The following is a 16898-nucleotide window of genomic DNA, read 5'->3' as shown; positions in this document are numbered from 1 at the left end:
CATCGTCGACGATCTCGATGCTGACATTGGTCAAAATCGGGAGACCCAGACCGTCGCTCAAACTGATGAGGAATCCATCTCTCTCCTCGCCTGCGGCGAGGTCGGTAATGGGCCTGGTCAGCGTGTAACTAAAACTGAAGGTGCCGGTGGAAGCGTCGAATCCTGTGATCCGAACCGTGCCAAAAGCCGCTTCGAACCCCCCGCCGATCAGGCTCGCAAGCGGGTGCTCCGGGTCGATCTGCAGGTCCAGGCCACCAACGCCCAGGCTCTTCAATTTATCCAGGCCGTCGGGGTCCCGAATCGTGAAGGTTCCATGCACCACATTGCTGCCATCGCCTTCGCTGGAGCCGCCAGGCAGGCCACGCTCGAACACCCGGACGACACCGCCCTCGGCATTGGGGAAATTGACTTCCACAGTTGGAACGTCATTTTGGCCGACGATGGTAATGGTCAGATTTGCGGAGCTCTGGTCGCCATTGCCGTCCTGGATGCTGTAGCCGAAGTCGATATTGACGGTTTCCCCTTCGCCCAGCCCTTCGACTGCCGGCGTACCGTTGGCCAGCTCAAAGTTGTAGCTGCCGTCGGGGTTCAGGGTCACCACACCATACGGGGTGCTCACCAGCAGGCTGCCGTTCGGACCGCTGGATGCGCCGGGGGCTTGCCAGGAAAGGAACTGCGTGGGCAGATCGGGGCCGACGTCATCGTTATCCAACACATTGCCCTGCACGCCTTCGCGGCCCTCTTCGACAGTCTGGGCATCATCTGCGGCGACCGGCACACCGTTGACCGGAGGTACGACGACCTCCGGCTCCTCTGCCGCGATGGCGACATCGGGATTAGGAAACTCTGGAACGGAGCCGATCGGGCCAGTAGGGAAGCCGATATTGGGATCGACCCTGCCTGCGGTCTCTCCCAGCAGCACGAAGGAGTGACCGCCACCGGCGTTACCGGAACCACCGCTACCCGAGCCCGGCCCTGCCGCCGTTGCTTCGGCGGCCTGGGTCGGGTCAACGCCCGCCTCGATGGCGGCCTGCAGCTTCTCGACGTCGGTGAGGTCCTGCTCGCTGGGTGTGGCGGCGGAATCGGCGGCGGCGGGTTGGGTGGCATCTGGGGTGCCGGCCAGCAAGCTGTTGTTCAGTGCCATGCTGCTCTCGCGGCCGAGCACCAGTTCCTGGCCGTTGGCCAAGGCCACTGCCACCGCGCCCTGGGCGCCCGTGACCAGTTGCTCGCCAGCGAATACCCGATCGCCTTCGGTGAGCAAGCGACGCGAACCATCCGCTGCCACTGCGAAGACTTCACCTACGACCTGCCGAACGACCCCGATTGATCCAGCCATGACTCCTTCCTCCCGCACCGCGTGCTGCCAGACGGGCAGCGCCGACACTAGTCAATGAGAGTCACAGCACGTCAAACCAGACATCGGTCCAATGAAGAAGCGTCAGAGAGAAGAGGCTCAAACCCGCACAAAACCACGCAATGTCAATAAAACGTCACGCAGTCCGACGTCGCCCTTCTCCGTCGGATTTACCCCGCCCTGAGTTTCTTGATATGTGCTTGACCACATTTGGCACCCGCAAGTGGGGCCTGAAAGCCCCAAAACATGCGATCTGCTGGCAAAAAGATGTCTTGGATTTCCGACGAGTGCATAAGAATTTTTCCTGATAAACCATGTGAAAAATTCTTCTTAGCCCCTTCGAAAGTTGTTCTTAGCTCTGATGTTACAAGCCTGAAACGGTTTGCCATGGATTTTCGCCAAATTTTCGGCACCAGGAAGCAAGAATCCAACATGGAGAACGACAAAAAATGCGCACTTTCACCCCCCTGTGGTCCAGCATCCTGCTTGCCATGACTGCCACGCAAATCCAGGCCATGACGCTCGCGGACGCAATCCAGAGCACTTTGGACAAGCACCCCGAGCTCCTCGCCAGCGCGCAGGATCGACTGGTTGCCGACGAAGAAGCGAAAGTCGCCAAAGGTGGGTACTTGCCGACCGTCGACCTGATAACCGGTGTAGGCCGGGAGCAGAGCGACAGCCCCTCCACACGAGCGCTCGGCGATCACAACAAGGAAACCCTGAATTTCCGTGATGCCGAACTGCGTCTGCGGCAAATGTTGTTCGATGGTTTCAACACACCCAACGAGGTGGATCGCACCAAGGCCGTGGTCAATTCACGCGCCTACTTCACCCTGGGTACCGCCGAAAGCCTGGCGCTGCGCACCGTCGAGGTGTACCTGGACGTGCTCAAGCGTCGTGAGATGGTGGCACTGGCCAAGAACAACCTGATGGCCCACGAGCGTATCCACGACCAGATCGGTCTGCGCAGCGAGCGCGGTGTGGGCAGCACCGCCGACTTCGACCAGGCCGAAGCGCGCCTGGCACTGGCCAAGAACAACCTTTACACCGAGGAAGTGAACCTGGCCGACGCCGAGGCCAGTTTCTACAGCGCCGTAGGCGTGCCGGCCGACGAACTGGTGACACCGGCCACCATCAAGGGTGAGATGCCTGCCGACCTCGTGGCCGCGCGCCAGGGCGTGATGGAAACCAACCCCCTGCTGAAATCGGCCCAGTCCGATGTGCAGGCCGCCGAGAGCCAGTACGAATCCGCCAAGGCGCCCTTCTACCCGCGCCTGGACGCCGAGCTGGCCACCACAGCTGACGACAACGTGCAAGGCGACGAGGGTCACTACAACACCTGGCGGGCCGGCGTGGTGATGAACTACAACCTGTTCAACGGCATGCGCGACAAGGCCCGGCTGCAAGCCGCTGCCCACCAAATCAACCAGTCCATGGACATCCGCAACAACGCACTGCGGGTGCTGAACGAAAACCTTGCCCTGGCCTGGAACGCCATGGAAAACGCCCGCAAGCAGACCCCCGAGGCACGCGCCTACGCCGACTACACGGCCCGCGTCCGCGAGGCTTACCAGCAGCAGTTCGGCCTCGGCCAGCGCACCCTGCTGGACCTGCTGGACAGCGAGAACGAGCTCTTCACCGCCAACCGCCGCTATGTGGAGGTGCGCTACACCGAAGAGTTCTCCATGTACCGGGTGATTTCGGCCATGGGTGACCTGCTGCGCCGCCAGAAAGTCGTAGTCCCGGCTGAAGCCGTCGCCCTCACCGAGGTGAAGAGCGAAGCCCAGTTGCCGGATATGAAGTGAACCCGTATGGGAGTCCAGGACCATGACCACCATGGAACGGACTGACAGTCCCAGAGATCCGCGACAGGGCCATGATGACCCGTTGCTCGACGGCCTGCTGATCCTGTGCCGGCTGCATGGTCGTGCCGCTAGCCGAGCCAGCCTGAGCAGCGGTCTGCCGTTGCCGGGCCAGCGCCTGTCCGCGGAACTGCTGCCTCGCGCGGCGGCGCGAGCCGGTTTGCAGGGGCGTCTGCTGCGCCGCGAACTGGACGCTATCTCGCCACTCAACCTGCCGCTGCTGCTGCTGCTCAAGGGCGGCCGCAGCGCGGTACTGACCCAGTTCGATGACAAGGGCCGCGCGCTGATCCTGCCCTGCGAAGCCGACGGCGGCGAGCAATGGGTGCCCCGCGACATACTGGCTCTGGAGTACAGCGGCCAGGCCCTGTTCGCTCGCCCGCGCCATGAACTGGAGGATGCCCACGCGCCGCTCGTGCCACGGGTAACCTCCTGGTTCCGCGACACCTTGCGGCTATCCCGCTGGCTCTATGCCGATGCCATGCTGGCAAGTCTGCTGATCAACCTGCTGGGCATGCTGGTGCCGCTGTTCGTGATGCAGACCTACGACCGCGTAGTCCCCAACCAGGCCACCTCGACGCTCTGGGTACTGACCATCGGCCTTATCATTGGCACTGGCTTCGACCTGCTGCTGCGGGTACTGCGCGCCAACCTCCTGGACAACGCCGGCAAGAAGACCGACGTGGTGCTTTCGGCGACGCTGTTCGAACGCATCATCGGCATGTCGATCAAGGCGCGGCCGGCCACCATCGGGGGCTTTGCCCAGAGCATCCACGACTTTCAGGGCCTGCGGGAATTTCTCACTGCGGTGACCCTCACCAGCCTGATCGACCTGCCCTTCTCGGTGCTGATGTTGTTGGTGATCGGCCTGCTCGGCGGTCCGCTCGTGGTGATTCCACTCCTCGCCTTCCCGCTCACCGCGCTCTTCGCCTGGATCATCCAGACGCGCCTGCGCGATACGGTGCAGCGCAGCCTGACCCTGGGCGCAGAACGCCAGGCGCTGCTGATCGAAACCCTCTCGGGCCTGGAAACCCTCAAGGCCTGCGGCGCCGAAAGCGAGCGCCAACATCGCTGGGAACACACCCACGGCGCCCTCACCCGGCTCGACAGCCATGCCCGCTTCCTCTCTGCCCTGGCCACCAATGGCACCCTGTTCATGCAGCAGTTCGCCGGCCTCGCAGTGATCGTTGCCGGGGTCTACAGCATCATCGCCGGCAACCTCAGCGTCGGTGCACTGGTGGCCTGCTACATGCTCAACAGCCGTGTGCTCTCGCCACTCGGGCAGATCGCCGGGTTGATAACCCGCTACCAGCAGGCGCGTCTGACCATGAAATCCACCGACGCCCTGATGACCCTGCCCCAGGAGCGCGAGGCCATCCAGCAGCCGCTGGAACACCAGGTGTTCAAGGGCAACCTGGACGTTTGTCAGGTGGAGTTCCGCTATCCGGGGCAGACCACCCCGGCGCTCAACAAGGTCAGCCTGCACCTGGCCGCCGGAGAACGCGTCGGCATCATCGGCCGCAGCGGCTCGGGCAAGAGTACCCTGGCGCGCCTGATTCTCGGTTTCTACGCGCCAGACGAAGGCCAACTGCTGCTGGATGGCATCGACCTCCGGCAGACCGACATCGGCGACCTGCGCCAGCAGATCGGCTACGTCAGTCACGACCTGCCGTTGCTGGCCGGCAGCCTGCGCGACAACCTGACCCTGGGCGCACGCTACGTCAGCGATGAGCGCATGCTCGAAGTCGCGGAAATGACCGGTGTCGGCGACCTCGCCCGCCAACACCCGCAAGGTTATGACCGGCCGGTGGGCGAGCGCGGCCAACTGCTTTCCAGCGGCCAGCGCCAGGCCGTGCTGCTGGCCCGCGCATTGCTGCTCGACCCGCCACTGCTGGTGCTCGACGAACCCACCAGCGCCATGGACAACAGCAGCGAAGAACAACTGCGGCAGCGCCTGGCGACCTGGTCGGCGGGCAAGACATTGATCCTCATTACCCATCGCAGCTCGATGCTGGCGCTTGTCGATCGCCTGGTGGTACTGGACAACGCCCAGGTGGTCGCCGACGGGCCCAAGGACACCGTCATCGACGCCCTGCGCAAAGGCCGCATCGGCCAGGGCAATGCCTGAGGAGACACGCCATGGCCAGCGCAGAGAATCCCACCCCCTACTTCGGTCGCCGCAACCGCGCCGATACCGCGTTCATGCCGGAAGTGGCCGGCGTCATGCTGGAAGACTCGCCACGGGCCACCCGCATCACGGTCTGGGTGGCTTGTACCCTGCTGCTAGTGGCGCTGATCTGGGCGCACTTCGCAGTGCTGGAGGAAGTGACCACCGGTGAAGGCAAGGCGATCCCCTCCAGCAAGGTGCAGGTGATCCAGAACCTGGAAGGCGGCATCGTCTCGGAAATCCTCGTGCGCGAGGGCCAGGTGGTGGAAAAGGGCGCCGTGCTGCTGCGTCTGGATGACACCCGCTTCCTCTCCAACAAGGGCGAAAGCGAGGCTGACAGGCTGGCCCTGACGGCCCGCGTCGAACGCCTTTCAGCCGAAGCCGAGGGCCGCGAACTGGCCCTGCCCGAAGAGATCATCCGTGAGGCGCCGCAACTGGCCGAGGACGAAACATCGCTGTACCGGGCTCGCGCCCAGCGCCTAGAAAGCGAGCAGCGCATTCTCAACGAACAGCTGAGGCAGAAGAAGCAAGAACTGGCCGAGTTTCGTTCCAAGAGCGGGCAGTACCGCTCCAGCCTGGGGCTGATCCAGCAGGAGCTGAACATGTCCCAGCCCCTGGTGAAGGCCGGCGCCATCTCTCAGGTGGAGATCCTCCGCCTGCAGCGAAGCGCCGTGGAAACCCGTGGCGAACTGGAGGCGACCAACCTGGCCATCCCTCGCGCCGAATCGGCCATGTCCGAGATCGAGCGGAAGATGGAGGAAAGCCAGCTGGCCTTTCGCTCCGACGCCTTCAAGGAGCTCAACGAGGTGCGCACCGAGCTGTCGAAAATAACCTCGACCGGCAAGGCCATCGACGACCGCGTCAGCCGCACCACCGTGGTGTCTCCGGTACGCGGGGTGATCAAGCAGCTCAAGGTGAACACCATCGGCGGCGTGGTGCAGCCCGGCAGCGACCTGGTGGAAGTGGTGCCGCTGGAAGACAGCCTGCTGATCGAAGCGCGCATCCGCCCGCAAGACGTGGCCTTCCTGCACCCCGGCCAGAAAGCCATGGTCAAGTTCACGGCCTATGACTACACCATCTACGGCGGCCTCAAGGCCGGACTGGAGCTGATCAGCGCCGACACCATCCAGGATGAAGAAGGCAAGAGCTACTACCTGATCCAGGTGCGTACCGAGAAAAACCACCTGGGCAAGGACGACCACCCATTGCTGATCATCCCCGGCATGGTCGCCACGGTGGACATCATCACCGGCCAGAAGACCGTGCTGGACTACCTGCTCAAGCCGGTGCTGAAAGCCCGGCAGGAAGCGATGCGCGAGCGGTAAGGCGATTCAGTCCCCCGGGCACTGTGGGGGCGATGTCAATCGCCAGGCAGGACGAAGTCCTGCCCCTTCGACGCCCTGCATTTCCCACTAGCCCTCACCCCCAACCCTCTCCCAAAGGGAGAGGGAGGTTGCTTGTGCGTCCTTTCGGATTTTATTCAACCATCCCCGTGATTCTTCCTGAAAGTCTCCTCCCCCATCGCCTCGATCTGCCCCTGGATCAACGCCTCGAAGGGCCGCAGCAGTTCATCGAAACGATTCGGCGCCTCGAGGATGTCGAGAGCGGCGACGATGGCTTCGAGGGTGGACAAGGCACCCGCCATGGGCGCCTTGCGCAGGCGGTAGCGGGAGGTCAGGCCAGCCGGCAGCGTGATTCGCGGCAGTGCTTCGAGTTCGGGGTTCAGGTAGAGCAACTTGCGCGCCTTGCGCCAGGTGCCGTCGGGCACCACCAGCAGAAGCGGCCGCGGATCGTCACCTGCCACCTCCGCCACAGGACGGGCGTCTTCGCCGGGGAACAATAGGCAGGCGCGAAACCGGGAATCGGCGAGTGTCTCGGCCAGATCGGTGAAGCGCTCGCCCACGCGCAACTCCGCATTCGCCAACCCCAGGGCAGCCAGGCGCGCGGTGTTCAGGGCGTGGCTCACCTCGCTGGGATGCTGCAAGAGCAGCACGCGGGTGCGGCTGGCCAGATGCGGAATCAGCGGGCAGAGGCAATGGGTTTCGGGGCGCTGGCAGCGCGGGCAGATCGGGCGGGGCATGAAGGGTCTCCTGAGAGGCGCATTCTGCCACAGGGTGTCCGGGCGACACGCTGGGGCGGCTACGCCACCCTTGGCGAACGAATTCGCCCCTACAAGGAACTCGCGGGGGAAGCCGCCAAACGCGATGCACATCCCAAGAATTCTGAGAGCGTCAGCGCAGGTTCAGTTGGGCCCGCAGCAGGTCACGGAAGGTGAGGATCAGCGGCTCCTTGGCCCGCCCCCGGCGAAGGATCATGGAGAATGGCGCCTGGTAGCCGAAGGTGGCCGGCAGCAAGACCCGCAGGCGATTCTGCTCGACCCAGGGTTGGGCATAGTGCTCGGGCAGGTAGCCGATGTAGGCACCAGACAGCACCAGGATCAGTTGCGCTTCCATGGATTCCACGGTCGCCGCGCTGTGCTTGAAACCGTGGCGCGCCAGTTCTGCCTGGCTCCAGTAGCCACGCCCCACCATGCGCTGTTGGGTGATGAGCTCGCCGGGAATGCGCCGCTCGTTGTACAGCGGGTGGCGCTCACTGCAATAGAGCCAGTGCTGTTCGCGGTAAAGCGGCTGGTAGACCAGGCCGTTCATCCGCGTGGAGAACGCGCCGATGGCCAGGTCCAGGCGGTTGTCGAGCACACCGAGTTGCAGATCGTAAGGGCTCATCACCGAGAGGTGCAGGTGCACCGCTGCGTGCTCCTGGCTGTAGGCGCCGATCACTTCGGCCAGCGGCAAAGCGGGATCACTCACCGTGGAGTCGAGCACGCCGAGGTTCAGCGTGCCGCGCAGCTCGCCCTTGAGGGACGCGGAGTAGCGCTCGAAGCTTTCCAGCTCGCCCAACAGACGCAGGGTTTCCTGGTAGTACAGCTCGCCTTTGCTGGTCAGGCTGAACCCACCACGCCCCCGGTGGCAGAGCGTCAGGCCGACCTGCCCTTCCAGCTGGCTCATGTAGGTGCTGATGGCCGAGGTGGAGAGGTTCAGTTCCTGCTGCGCGGCGGCGAAGCCCTGATTGCGGACCACGCTGGCGAAGATGCGCAGGAGTTTCAGATCGGGCATTGCGGTGGGCATGGGAGTACTCACGGTTCCAGGTGCGGTTGAACGATGTAGGGGCGAATGAATTCGCCCCTACAGGAAGCAAAGCCCTTGCCGGCTGGACGGCATCTTACCCGCTCCCGATAGTTTAGAAATCCTTGAAGTAATTATTTGCAGCCAGCGATTTGTCCGTGATGGCACTGTCACCAGAATCCGCCCACTACCTACAACCACAACAACCGTGAGGCCACCCCGTGGACAAGAAACTCCATCAGCCCCTGGGCGGCAATGAAATGCCCCGTTTCGGCGGCATCGCCACCATGATGCGCCTGCCCCACATTCAAACTCCCGCCGAACTCGACGCCCTGGATGCCGCTTTCGTAGGCGTTCCGCTGGACATCGGCACCTCCCTGCGTTCCGGCACCCGCTTCGGCCCCCGCGAAATCCGCGCCGAATCGGTGATGATCCGTCCGTACAACATGGCGACCGGCGCAGCGCCCTTCGATTCGCTGAACGTGGCCGACATCGGCGACGTGGCCATCAACACCTTCAACCTGCTGGAAGCCGTGCGCATCATCGAGCAGGAGTACGACCGCATCCTCGGCCACGGCATCGTCCCGCTGACCCTGGGCGGCGACCACACCATCACCCTGCCGATCCTGCGTGCCATCAACAAGGTGCACGGCAAGGTGGGCCTGGTGCACATCGACGCCCACGCCGACGTCAACGACCACATGTTCGGCGAGAAGATCGCCCACGGCACCACCTTCCGCCGCGCCGTGGAAGAAGGCCTGCTGGATTGCGACCGCGTGGTGCAGATCGGCCTGCGCGCCCAGGGGTATACCGCCGAAGACTTCAACTGGAGCCGCAAGCAGGGCTTCCGCGTGGTCCAGGCCGAAGAGTGCTGGCACAAGTCGCTGGCACCGCTGATGGCCGAAGTCCGCGAGAAAGTCGGCGGCGGCCCGGTTTACCTTTCCTTCGACATCGACGGCATCGACCCGGCCTGGGCGCCCGGTACCGGCACCCCGGAAATCGGCGGCCTGACCACCATCCAGGCGATGGAAATCATCCGTGGCTGCCAGGGCCTGGACGTCATCGGCGGCGACCTGGTCGAAGTCTCCCCGCCCTACGACACCACCGGCAACACTTCGCTGCTGGGCGCCAACCTGCTCTACGAAATGCTCTGCATCCTCCCCGGCGTAGAGCGTCGTTGAAGCCATGACCAAGCGGCCGCTTTTCCTGGAGGCCCCCCGCTCGCGGGTGGCCTCCTTCGCGGCAAACGATGGCCAAGCTTGCTTGGCTGCCCTCAGTCAAGACACCCGCCCAGCTCTGCGCACCTGCGACAAACTGCGGCCCCAAGGCCCCACGCTGGGACCCTGCGGGCAAGATGTCCCAAACGACCGTTCAGGTATCCCTGAAGCGGCGTAACAACGAAACAGCTCCACTTTATTGCGACTGCCTACAACAACAACCACTGCAATACGCCTTGAAGGAGTTAACGATGAGCAATCGTCCGCTGAAACTGTTTGCCCTCGCCGGTCTGTTCGCCGCCACCCTCAGCGGTGGCGCCATGGCCGCCGACGCCAAGCCCTCGTTCGTGAGTTCGGGAAGTTTCCAGGTCTGTTCCGATCCGACTTTCCCGCCGCTGGAGTTCTTCGAGAAAACCGGTGACCGCGAACCCAGCGGCTTCGACGCGGACCTGATCCGCGCGCTCGCCAAGCACTGGGGCGTGAAGCCACGTTTCATCGTTACCGAGTTCACCGGCCTGCTCCCGGGCCTGGATGCCAAGCGTTGCGACGCGGTCATCAGCGGCACCCTGATCACCCCGGAGCGCACCCAGAAGCTGAACGCCGTGGCCTACCTCGCCAGCGCCACCATCGTCTTTGGCAGCGGCAAGAGCGACCTCACACTGAACAGCCTGGACGACCTCTCCGGCAAGGTGGTGGCGGTGCAGTCCGGTACCCGCTACGTGACCATCATGGAAAAGCTCAATGCTGACCTGAAGGCCGCTGGCAAGGCCCCGGCCACCCTGCAGACCTATCCGAAAGGCAGTGACGTGGCCCAGCAGGTACTGGTTGGCCGCGCCGCCGCCGGCCTGTCCCAGGACACCGAGCTGGCCTACCGCGAACTGCAGACCCCTGGCCAGTTCAAGACCCTCTACGCCTTCCCCGAAAAAGACATCTTCGGCGCCTACATGCGTCCGAGCCCGGAAGACAAGAAAGCCGTCGAGGACGCCGTGTCGGCCCTGAAAGCCGACGGCACCCTCAAGTCCATCGCCGAGAAATGGAAGCTCGATCCAGCCAACCTGGAAACCGCCGCGCAGTAAGCAAGGCCAACGGCCTGCCCCTCTCCCGCTCGCGGGGGAGGGTGCAACGGCACGCTTCCATTCACGCAGGACACGTACATGAACTTCGATGTGACTGTCTTCTGGGACGCCCTGACGTCCTGGCACTTCTTCCAGGGCGCTTGCATCACCCTGGTGCTGGCCCTGGTGTCCCACTCGGTGGGCATCCTGATCTCCATTCCCTGCGCCCTGGCCCTGGACGGTCCGGCGAGCGTGTGGCGCAGCACGCTGCGCGGCGTACTCAGCGTATTTCGCGGTGCCCCGACATTGCTGCAACTGTTGTTCGTGTGGAACGCCTTGCCGCAGTTCTTCCCGGTGTTCCGTGAAGAATGGTTCACCCCCTTCATCGCTGCCTGGATCGCGCTCTCGCTCAACGAAGCCGCCTACCAGGTGGAGATCAACCGCGCCGCGCTGAAATCCGTGGACAAGGGCCAGTACGCCGCCGGCCACGCCCTGGGCCTGTCGCGCTGGCACACCTTCCGTTACGTCATCATGCCGCAGGCCGCGCGCATTGCCGTACCGCCGACCGCTAACGAATTCATCACGCTGCTGAAGATCACCTCACTGGCCTCGGTCATCTCGCTGCAGGAACTGATGGCGGTGACCTCGCAGACGGTCTCCACCACCTTCCAGTTCTCCGAGTACTACGCCGTCGCACTCGTTTACTACCTCGTCATGGTCTACACCCTGACCTGGATGCAAAGCGGACTCGAACGACGCCTCTCCTGGGACGCCCAGGGCAGTGCCAGCAGCAAATCCGTCGGCCTGGTGCAACGCACCCTGGCTCGCATGCGCCGTATCTGAGGACTCCGCCATGAACGAAATCATTCGTCTGCAGAACGTCGGCAAGCGCTATGAGGATTTCCAGGTGCTGCAGGGCATCGACCTGTCGGTGCGCCAGGGCGAGAAGATCGTCATCTGCGGCCCGTCGGGCTCCGGCAAGTCGACCCTGATCCGCTGCATCAACCGCCTCAATCCCCATGACAGCGGCACCATCATTGTCGAGAACCAGGACATTTCCACCAAGGCCGGCAGCGACCACGTGCGTCGCGAAGTGGGCATGGTGTTCCAGAACTTCAACCTGTTCCCCCACATGACGGTGCTCGAAAACTGCACGCTGGCGCCGATGAAGGTCCGTGGCATGTCGCGCAAGGAAGCCGAGGAACTGGCCCTGCGCTACCTCAACCGCGTGCACATCGGTTCCCAGGCGCACAAGAAGCCCGGCCAGCTCTCCGGCGGCCAGCAGCAGCGCGTGGCCATCGCCCGTGCGCTGTGCATGAACCCCAAGGTGATGCTGTTCGACGAGCCCACCTCGGCGCTTGACCCGGAAATGGTCGGCGAAGTGCTGGAAGTAATGACCGAGCTGGCCCAGGACGGCATGACCATGCTCTGCGTAACCCACGAAATGGGCTTCGCCCGCAAGGTGGCCGACCGCGTGGTGTTCATGGACGCCGGCCAGATCGTGGAAACCGCCACGCCCAGCGAGTTCTTCGACAACCCCCAGCATCCGCGTACCCGCGCATTCCTTTCGCAGATCCGCCACTGATGGACGCACAGAACGAAGCCATCCTGCGCCGTGACCTGGCGGCCGCCTACCGGCTGGCCGCCCTCTTCGGCTGGGACGACACCCTCTACACCCACTTTTCGGTGCGCCTGCCGGGCGTCGAGCCGCGGTTCCTGATCAACCCCTTCGGGCTGATGTTCGAGGAAATTCGCGCCAGCGACCTGATCGTGGTCGACATGCATGGCCGGGTGCTGGAAGGCAACGCCGACTACAACGTGGCGGGCTTCACCATTCACAGCGCCGTGCATATGGCCCGCGCCGATGCCCACTGCGTGATCCACACCCATACCCTGGCGGGGATGGCGGTGGCCGCGGCGGACAACGGCCTGGCACAGCTCAACCAGATCAGCGCCGAGTTCCATCAGCGGGTGGGTTACCACACCTACGAAGGCATCGCCCTGGACCTGGGTGAGCGCGAGCGGCTGGTGGCATCGCTGGGCGACAACATCGCTCTGATGCTGCGCCACCACGGCCTGCTCAGCGTCGGCGCCAGCGTCGCCGACGCCTTCTACGTCATGTACTACCTGAACAAGGCGTGCGAGATCCAGATCGCCGCCTCCACCCTGCGGGGCATCCGCGAGATGCCCAACGAGCTCAGCGTGCACGCCTGCGAGCAGTTCCAGGCGAGTGAATGGCAACGCCAGCTGGTCTGGGAAGCCTGGCTGAGAAAGCTCGAGCGGGAGTGCCCCGAATACAAGGAGTAGGGTCTGTAGGCATTTCGCCGCGGACGAATCGTCAACAGCCCCTGATACAAGCGGGATTGCTTGATAACGGCGCAGTGTGAAGCGTTGCGCGCCTTGCAACACCTGTCGCGGACTTGCGAACCGCGACAACAACAATAGTAAGAGAGACCTGAAATGGCTTTGGATATATTCGTAGTACTCCTATACGTCGCTGCCATGCTCACACTGGGCTGGTACGGCATGCGCCGCGCCAAGACCCGTGAAGACTACCTGGTGGCCGGTCGCAACCTGGGGCCGGGCTTCTACCTCGGCACCATGGCTGCCACCGTACTCGGCGGCGCCGCCACCATCGGCACCGTTCGCCTGGGTTACGTCCACGGCATTTCCGGTTTCTGGCTGTGCGCCAGCCTGGGCTTCGGCATCATGGGCATCAGCCTGTTCCTGGCCAAGCCGCTGCTCAAGCTGAAGATCTACACCGTGACCCAGGTGCTGGAGCGTCGCTACAACCCGACCGCCCGCCACGCCAGCGCAGCCATCATGCTGGTGTACGCCCTGATGATCGGCGCCACCTCCACCATCGCCATCGGCACCGTGATGCAGGTCCTGTTCGGCCTGCCGTTCTGGGTGTCCGTACTGATCGGCGGCGGCATCGTGGTCGCCTATTCGACCATCGGCGGCATGTGGTCCCTGACCCTGACCGACATCGTGCAGTTCATGATCATGACCGTGGGCCTGGTATTCATCCTGCTGCCGATGACCATGAGCGACGCGGGTGGCTGGGACGCCCTGGTGGCCAAACTGCCGGAGAGCTACTTCTCCCTGACCGCCATCGGCTGGGACACCATCATCACCTACTTCCTGATCTACTTCTTCGGCATCTTTATCGGCCAGGACATCTGGCAGCGCGTGTTCACCGCCCGCACCGAGACCGTGGCCAAGGTCGCCGGTACCGCCGCTGGCGTCTACTGCGTGCTCTACGGCCTGGCCGGCGCCCTGATCGGCATGGCCGCCAAAGTGCTTCTGCCTGACCTGGAAAACGTCAACAACGCCTTCGCCACCATCGTCGACACCACCCTGCCGGACGGTATCCGTGGCCTGGTCGTCGCCGCGGCCCTGGCCGCCCTGATGTCCACCGCAAGCGCTGGCCTGCTGGCCGCCTCCACCACCGCAGCCCAGGATCTCTGGCCGCTGCTGGGTGGCAGCGCCGACGACGAAGGCGATGCCCACAAGAACCGCCTCTTCACCCTGCTGCTGGGCGTCGTGGTACTGGGCATTGCCCTGGTGGTAAGCGACGTCATCAGCGCCCTGACCCTGGCGTACAACCTGCTGGTAGGCGGCATGCTCATCCCGCTGCTGGGTGCCATCTACTGGAAGCGCGCCAGCACCGCCGGCGCCATCGCCAGCATGGTCCTGGGCAGCATCACCGCCTGCGTCTTCATGTACACCGACGGCCTCGAAGCCAACACCCCGATCTACTACAGCCTGGCTGTAGGCGCGGTCAGCTTCGTGGTCATCAGCCTGCTGTCCCGCGGCTCGGCTGCAGCAGGCGAACTCGCCTGACATGCACTGCCGCCTTCCCCCGGAGGCGGCATTTCCCGCCCCGGTCCGGCCCTGCCGACCGGGGCTTTTTTTATTCGATTGCCACTCAGGGCGACCTACCCTTGTAGGGGCGAATTCATTCGCCAAGGGCGGCGAAGCTGCCCTTCGCGGTTGCAGGGCAGACCTGCGGTCTGCTTGGCGAATGAATTCGCCCCTACAGATTCAGCCCAAGGCAAACCAGGCACGGAGCACCCCATGAAAATCGTCAGCCGCGACCAGTGGTTCGACGTTGAGCACTGCTACGACGGCATCAGCCTGATCAGCGAGCCCTTCGTGCGACCCTTCTACCGCTGCAACCTCTGGCACGTACAGGGCCGCGACAAGGACCTGCTGATCGACTCCGGCTCGGGCCTGGTCAGCCTGCGCGAACAGTTGCCCTGGCTCACCCAGCGGCCGTTGCTGGCCGTGGCCAGTCACACGCACTTCGACCATATCGCCGGCCACCACGAGTTCCCCGAACGCCTGGTTCACCCGGCGGAAGCGGACATACTGGCTGCGCCCACCGGGGCCAATACCCTGTCGGCGGATTTCATCGGTGATGAGATGTTCGAAGCGCACCCGGACTGCCCGCTGTGCTACGCCGAATACCGCGTGAAAGCGGCGCCGGCGACGCGGCTGATCGATGAGGGCGATGTGCTGGACCTGGGGGATCGAGTGCTGGAGGTGCTGCATACCCCCGGACATTCACCCGGCGGCATCAGCCTGTGGGAATCGAAGACAGGCACACTCTTCAGCGGCGACATCATCTACGACGGCCCGCTGATCGATAACGCCTACCACTCAAATCTGGACGACTACGCAAAAAGCCTCGCACGGCTGCGCGACCTTCCGGTGCGCACCGTGCATGGCGGTCATTTCCCGAGCTTCTCGGGTGAGCGCCTGCGCGAGTTGGCGGACAACTGGCTCAGGGCTCACGAGTAAGCCGGTTACTCCCTCAGGCGGCGCTGCCCGGCGAGACGGCGCTGCTCTTCGCTACGGATTGGGATGGGTTGCAGGCGCGGTGCTTCGATCAGACCCAGCGCGACACCCAATTGCCACATCCACGCTTCTAGTCGTTTCTTCATGCTTGACCCCCTTTCCTGGGACTTTGGTCGGGTGGCCCGTGCTTCTTGAGCCACCCTTGTCTGGAGCTTAGTTGCTCCGGGCAAGATCCAAAATACGCTCGCTCGGAAATTTCCTACTGACCTGAATCAAACCGCTGAACGGTATTACGGAGTCGTCCTGCAGACGTGCATGACACCGATGATGGAGCAGTGGCCAGCGATCCTACTGCGCCTGGCGGCCGTCCTGCTGCAGGTCGATCCACGCGCGCAGATTGGCGCCGAGCATGCCCTTGCGCCACATCAGCCAGGTGGTGGTGCGATTGAACGGCGCGTCCAGTTGGTGAACCCGCACCTCGTCCCGCCCGGGCAGGCTTTCCAACATCGAACGCGGTACCAGGGCAATGCCGCCGCCGGCGATCACACAGGCCAGCATGCTGTGGTAGGACTCGATTTCCATGGGCGGCGCCATCGGCACCCGCGAGGCAACGAACCAGCCTTCCAGGCGGCGGCGATAGGAGCAGCTCTGGCGGAAGGCGTAGACCTCCAGCCCCGCCACATCCTGGGCCGACTTCACCGGCCCATGGGCGGCTTCGGTGATCAGCACCATCTCCTCTTCGAACATCGGCAGGCCGTCGAGCTCGGCGAACTCCACCGGACCGTCTACCAGGGCGGCATCCAGCCGACCACCGAGCAGACCTTCCAGCAGCTCGCCACTGGGTGCGGTCTGCACCTGCAGGTTCACCGCAGGCCAGGTGCGGTGGTAGCGCACCAGCATGGGTGGAAGGTGAATGGCGGCAGTGCTGAACATGGACCCGATCACGAAGTCCCCAGCCGGCTCACCGCCACGCAACGCCGCCTCGGCTTCCGCCTGCAGGGCGAACATGCGCTCGGCGTAACCCAACAGCACCTTGCCCGCCGGAGACAACGTCAGGCGCTGTCGTTCGCGCAGGAACAGCTCGACACCCAGGGCATCCTCGAGTTGGCGCAAGCGCGTCGAGAGGTTGGACGGGACCCGATGCATACGAGTGGCGGCGCGGGTGATGGAGCCTTCCTCGGCGACGGCCTGGAAGATGCGGAGTTGGCTGAGTTCCATGGCTAACCATTCAATAGAAGAGAACATATGCATTCATTTTTATTCGTTTTTAATGAACACATCCAGCCCCTAGCATGGAAATCCCGATGACCAGCACCGGAGA

General features: G+C 63.8%; 15 protein-coding genes. 10 read left to right on the top strand and 5 right to left on the bottom strand.

The features are described from left to right. The coding region (locus AAHM40_RS09635) for a retention module-containing protein (RefSeq protein WP_342244429.1) at nucleotides 1-1336 on the bottom strand (1336 nt) is incomplete at its 3' end. A 467-nt stretch (nucleotides 1337-1803) separates the two neighbouring features. Between AAHM40_RS09635 and AAHM40_RS09630 the strand changes: the two genes are divergently transcribed. From AAHM40_RS09630 to AAHM40_RS09620, 3 genes are read left to right on the top strand one after another with little or no spacing between them, the layout of a single operon-like run. Next, complete coding sequence (locus AAHM40_RS09630) at nucleotides 1804-3159, top strand: TolC family outer membrane protein (protein ID WP_342244428.1); 1356 nt, start codon at nucleotides 1804-1806, stop codon at nucleotides 3157-3159. A 22-nt stretch (nucleotides 3160-3181) separates the two neighbouring features. Further along, complete coding sequence (locus tag AAHM40_RS09625; protein ID WP_342244427.1) at nucleotides 3182-5341, top strand: type I secretion system permease/ATPase; 2160 nt, start codon at nucleotides 3182-3184, stop codon at nucleotides 5339-5341. An 11-nt stretch (nucleotides 5342-5352) separates the two neighbouring features. Next, entirely contained in the window at nucleotides 5353-6705 is a 1353-nt protein-coding gene (locus AAHM40_RS09620; RefSeq protein WP_342244426.1) for an HlyD family type I secretion periplasmic adaptor subunit, read from the top strand. A gap of 155 nt (nucleotides 6706-6860) precedes the next feature. Here the strand turns inward: AAHM40_RS09620 and AAHM40_RS09615 are convergent, their stop codons facing one another. Further along, entirely contained in the window at nucleotides 6861-7460 is a 600-nt protein-coding gene (locus tag AAHM40_RS09615; RefSeq protein WP_342244425.1) for a tRNA-uridine aminocarboxypropyltransferase, read from the bottom strand. 151 nt (nucleotides 7461-7611) lie between these two features. Continuing rightward, nucleotides 7612-8505 carry a LysR family transcriptional regulator gene (locus AAHM40_RS09610; RefSeq protein ID WP_342244424.1) on the bottom strand — a complete coding sequence of 298 codons (894 nt, stop codon included), beginning with the start codon at nucleotides 8503-8505 and terminating at the stop codon, nucleotides 7612-7614. Between the two features lie 218 nt (nucleotides 8506-8723). Here AAHM40_RS09610 and speB point away from each other — a divergent pair, with 218 nt between their 5' ends. From speB to AAHM40_RS09575, 7 genes are all read left to right on the top strand, one after another. Next, nucleotides 8724-9683, top strand: coding sequence for an agmatinase (speB, locus tag AAHM40_RS09605; protein WP_342244423.1), 960 nt, complete (start codon nucleotides 8724-8726; stop codon nucleotides 9681-9683). 287 nt (nucleotides 9684-9970) lie between these two features. Continuing rightward, nucleotides 9971-10795 (top strand): transporter substrate-binding domain-containing protein, encoded by an 825-nt coding sequence (locus AAHM40_RS09600; protein ID WP_280283505.1) that lies wholly within the window; start codon nucleotides 9971-9973, stop codon nucleotides 10793-10795. 78 nt (nucleotides 10796-10873) lie between these two features. Next, nucleotides 10874-11617 (top strand): amino acid ABC transporter permease, encoded by a 744-nt coding sequence (locus AAHM40_RS09595; RefSeq protein ID WP_280283504.1) that lies wholly within the window; start codon nucleotides 10874-10876, stop codon nucleotides 11615-11617. Nucleotides 11618-11627: 10 nt separating this feature from the next. Beyond that, nucleotides 11628-12359: an amino acid ABC transporter ATP-binding protein gene (locus AAHM40_RS09590; protein WP_342244422.1), complete on the top strand. Its 732-nt coding sequence runs from the start codon at nucleotides 11628-11630 to the stop codon at nucleotides 12357-12359. Then, entirely contained in the window at nucleotides 12359-13081 is a 723-nt protein-coding gene (locus tag AAHM40_RS09585; RefSeq protein ID WP_342244421.1) for a class II aldolase/adducin family protein, read from the top strand. The genes AAHM40_RS09590 and AAHM40_RS09585 overlap by 1 nt, the downstream gene beginning before the upstream one ends. Before the next feature lie 153 nt (nucleotides 13082-13234). Beyond that, nucleotides 13235-14620 (top strand): sodium:solute symporter, encoded by a 1386-nt coding sequence (locus tag AAHM40_RS09580; RefSeq protein ID WP_342244420.1) that lies wholly within the window; start codon nucleotides 13235-13237, stop codon nucleotides 14618-14620. Nucleotides 14621-14854: 234 nt separating this feature from the next. Further along, on the top strand, nucleotides 14855-15580 hold the full coding sequence (locus tag AAHM40_RS09575) for an MBL fold metallo-hydrolase (protein WP_342244419.1): 726 nt from the start codon (nucleotides 14855-14857) through the stop codon (nucleotides 15578-15580). Between the two features lie 5 nt (nucleotides 15581-15585). Here AAHM40_RS09575 and AAHM40_RS09570 read toward each other — a convergent pair whose 3' ends face one another. Both AAHM40_RS09570 and ptrR read right to left on the bottom strand, forming a co-directional pair. Then, nucleotides 15586-15723: a PA1414 family protein gene (locus tag AAHM40_RS09570; RefSeq protein ID WP_342244418.1), complete on the bottom strand. Its 138-nt coding sequence runs from the start codon at nucleotides 15721-15723 to the stop codon at nucleotides 15586-15588. 202 nt (nucleotides 15724-15925) lie between these two features. Continuing rightward, nucleotides 15926-16795, bottom strand: a complete 870-nt coding sequence (gene ptrR / locus AAHM40_RS09565; protein WP_028630404.1) for a putrescine utilization regulator PtrR — start codon at nucleotides 16793-16795, stop codon at nucleotides 15926-15928. Between the last annotated feature and the right edge of the window lie 103 nt (nucleotides 16796-16898).

Origin of the sequence: Pseudomonas sp. OTU5201 (assembly GCF_038440135.1) — a bacterium.
Taxonomy (GTDB): Bacteria; Pseudomonadota; Gammaproteobacteria; order Pseudomonadales; family Pseudomonadaceae; genus Metapseudomonas; species Metapseudomonas resinovorans.
This window is presented reverse-complemented; position numbering and strand designations above follow the sequence as displayed.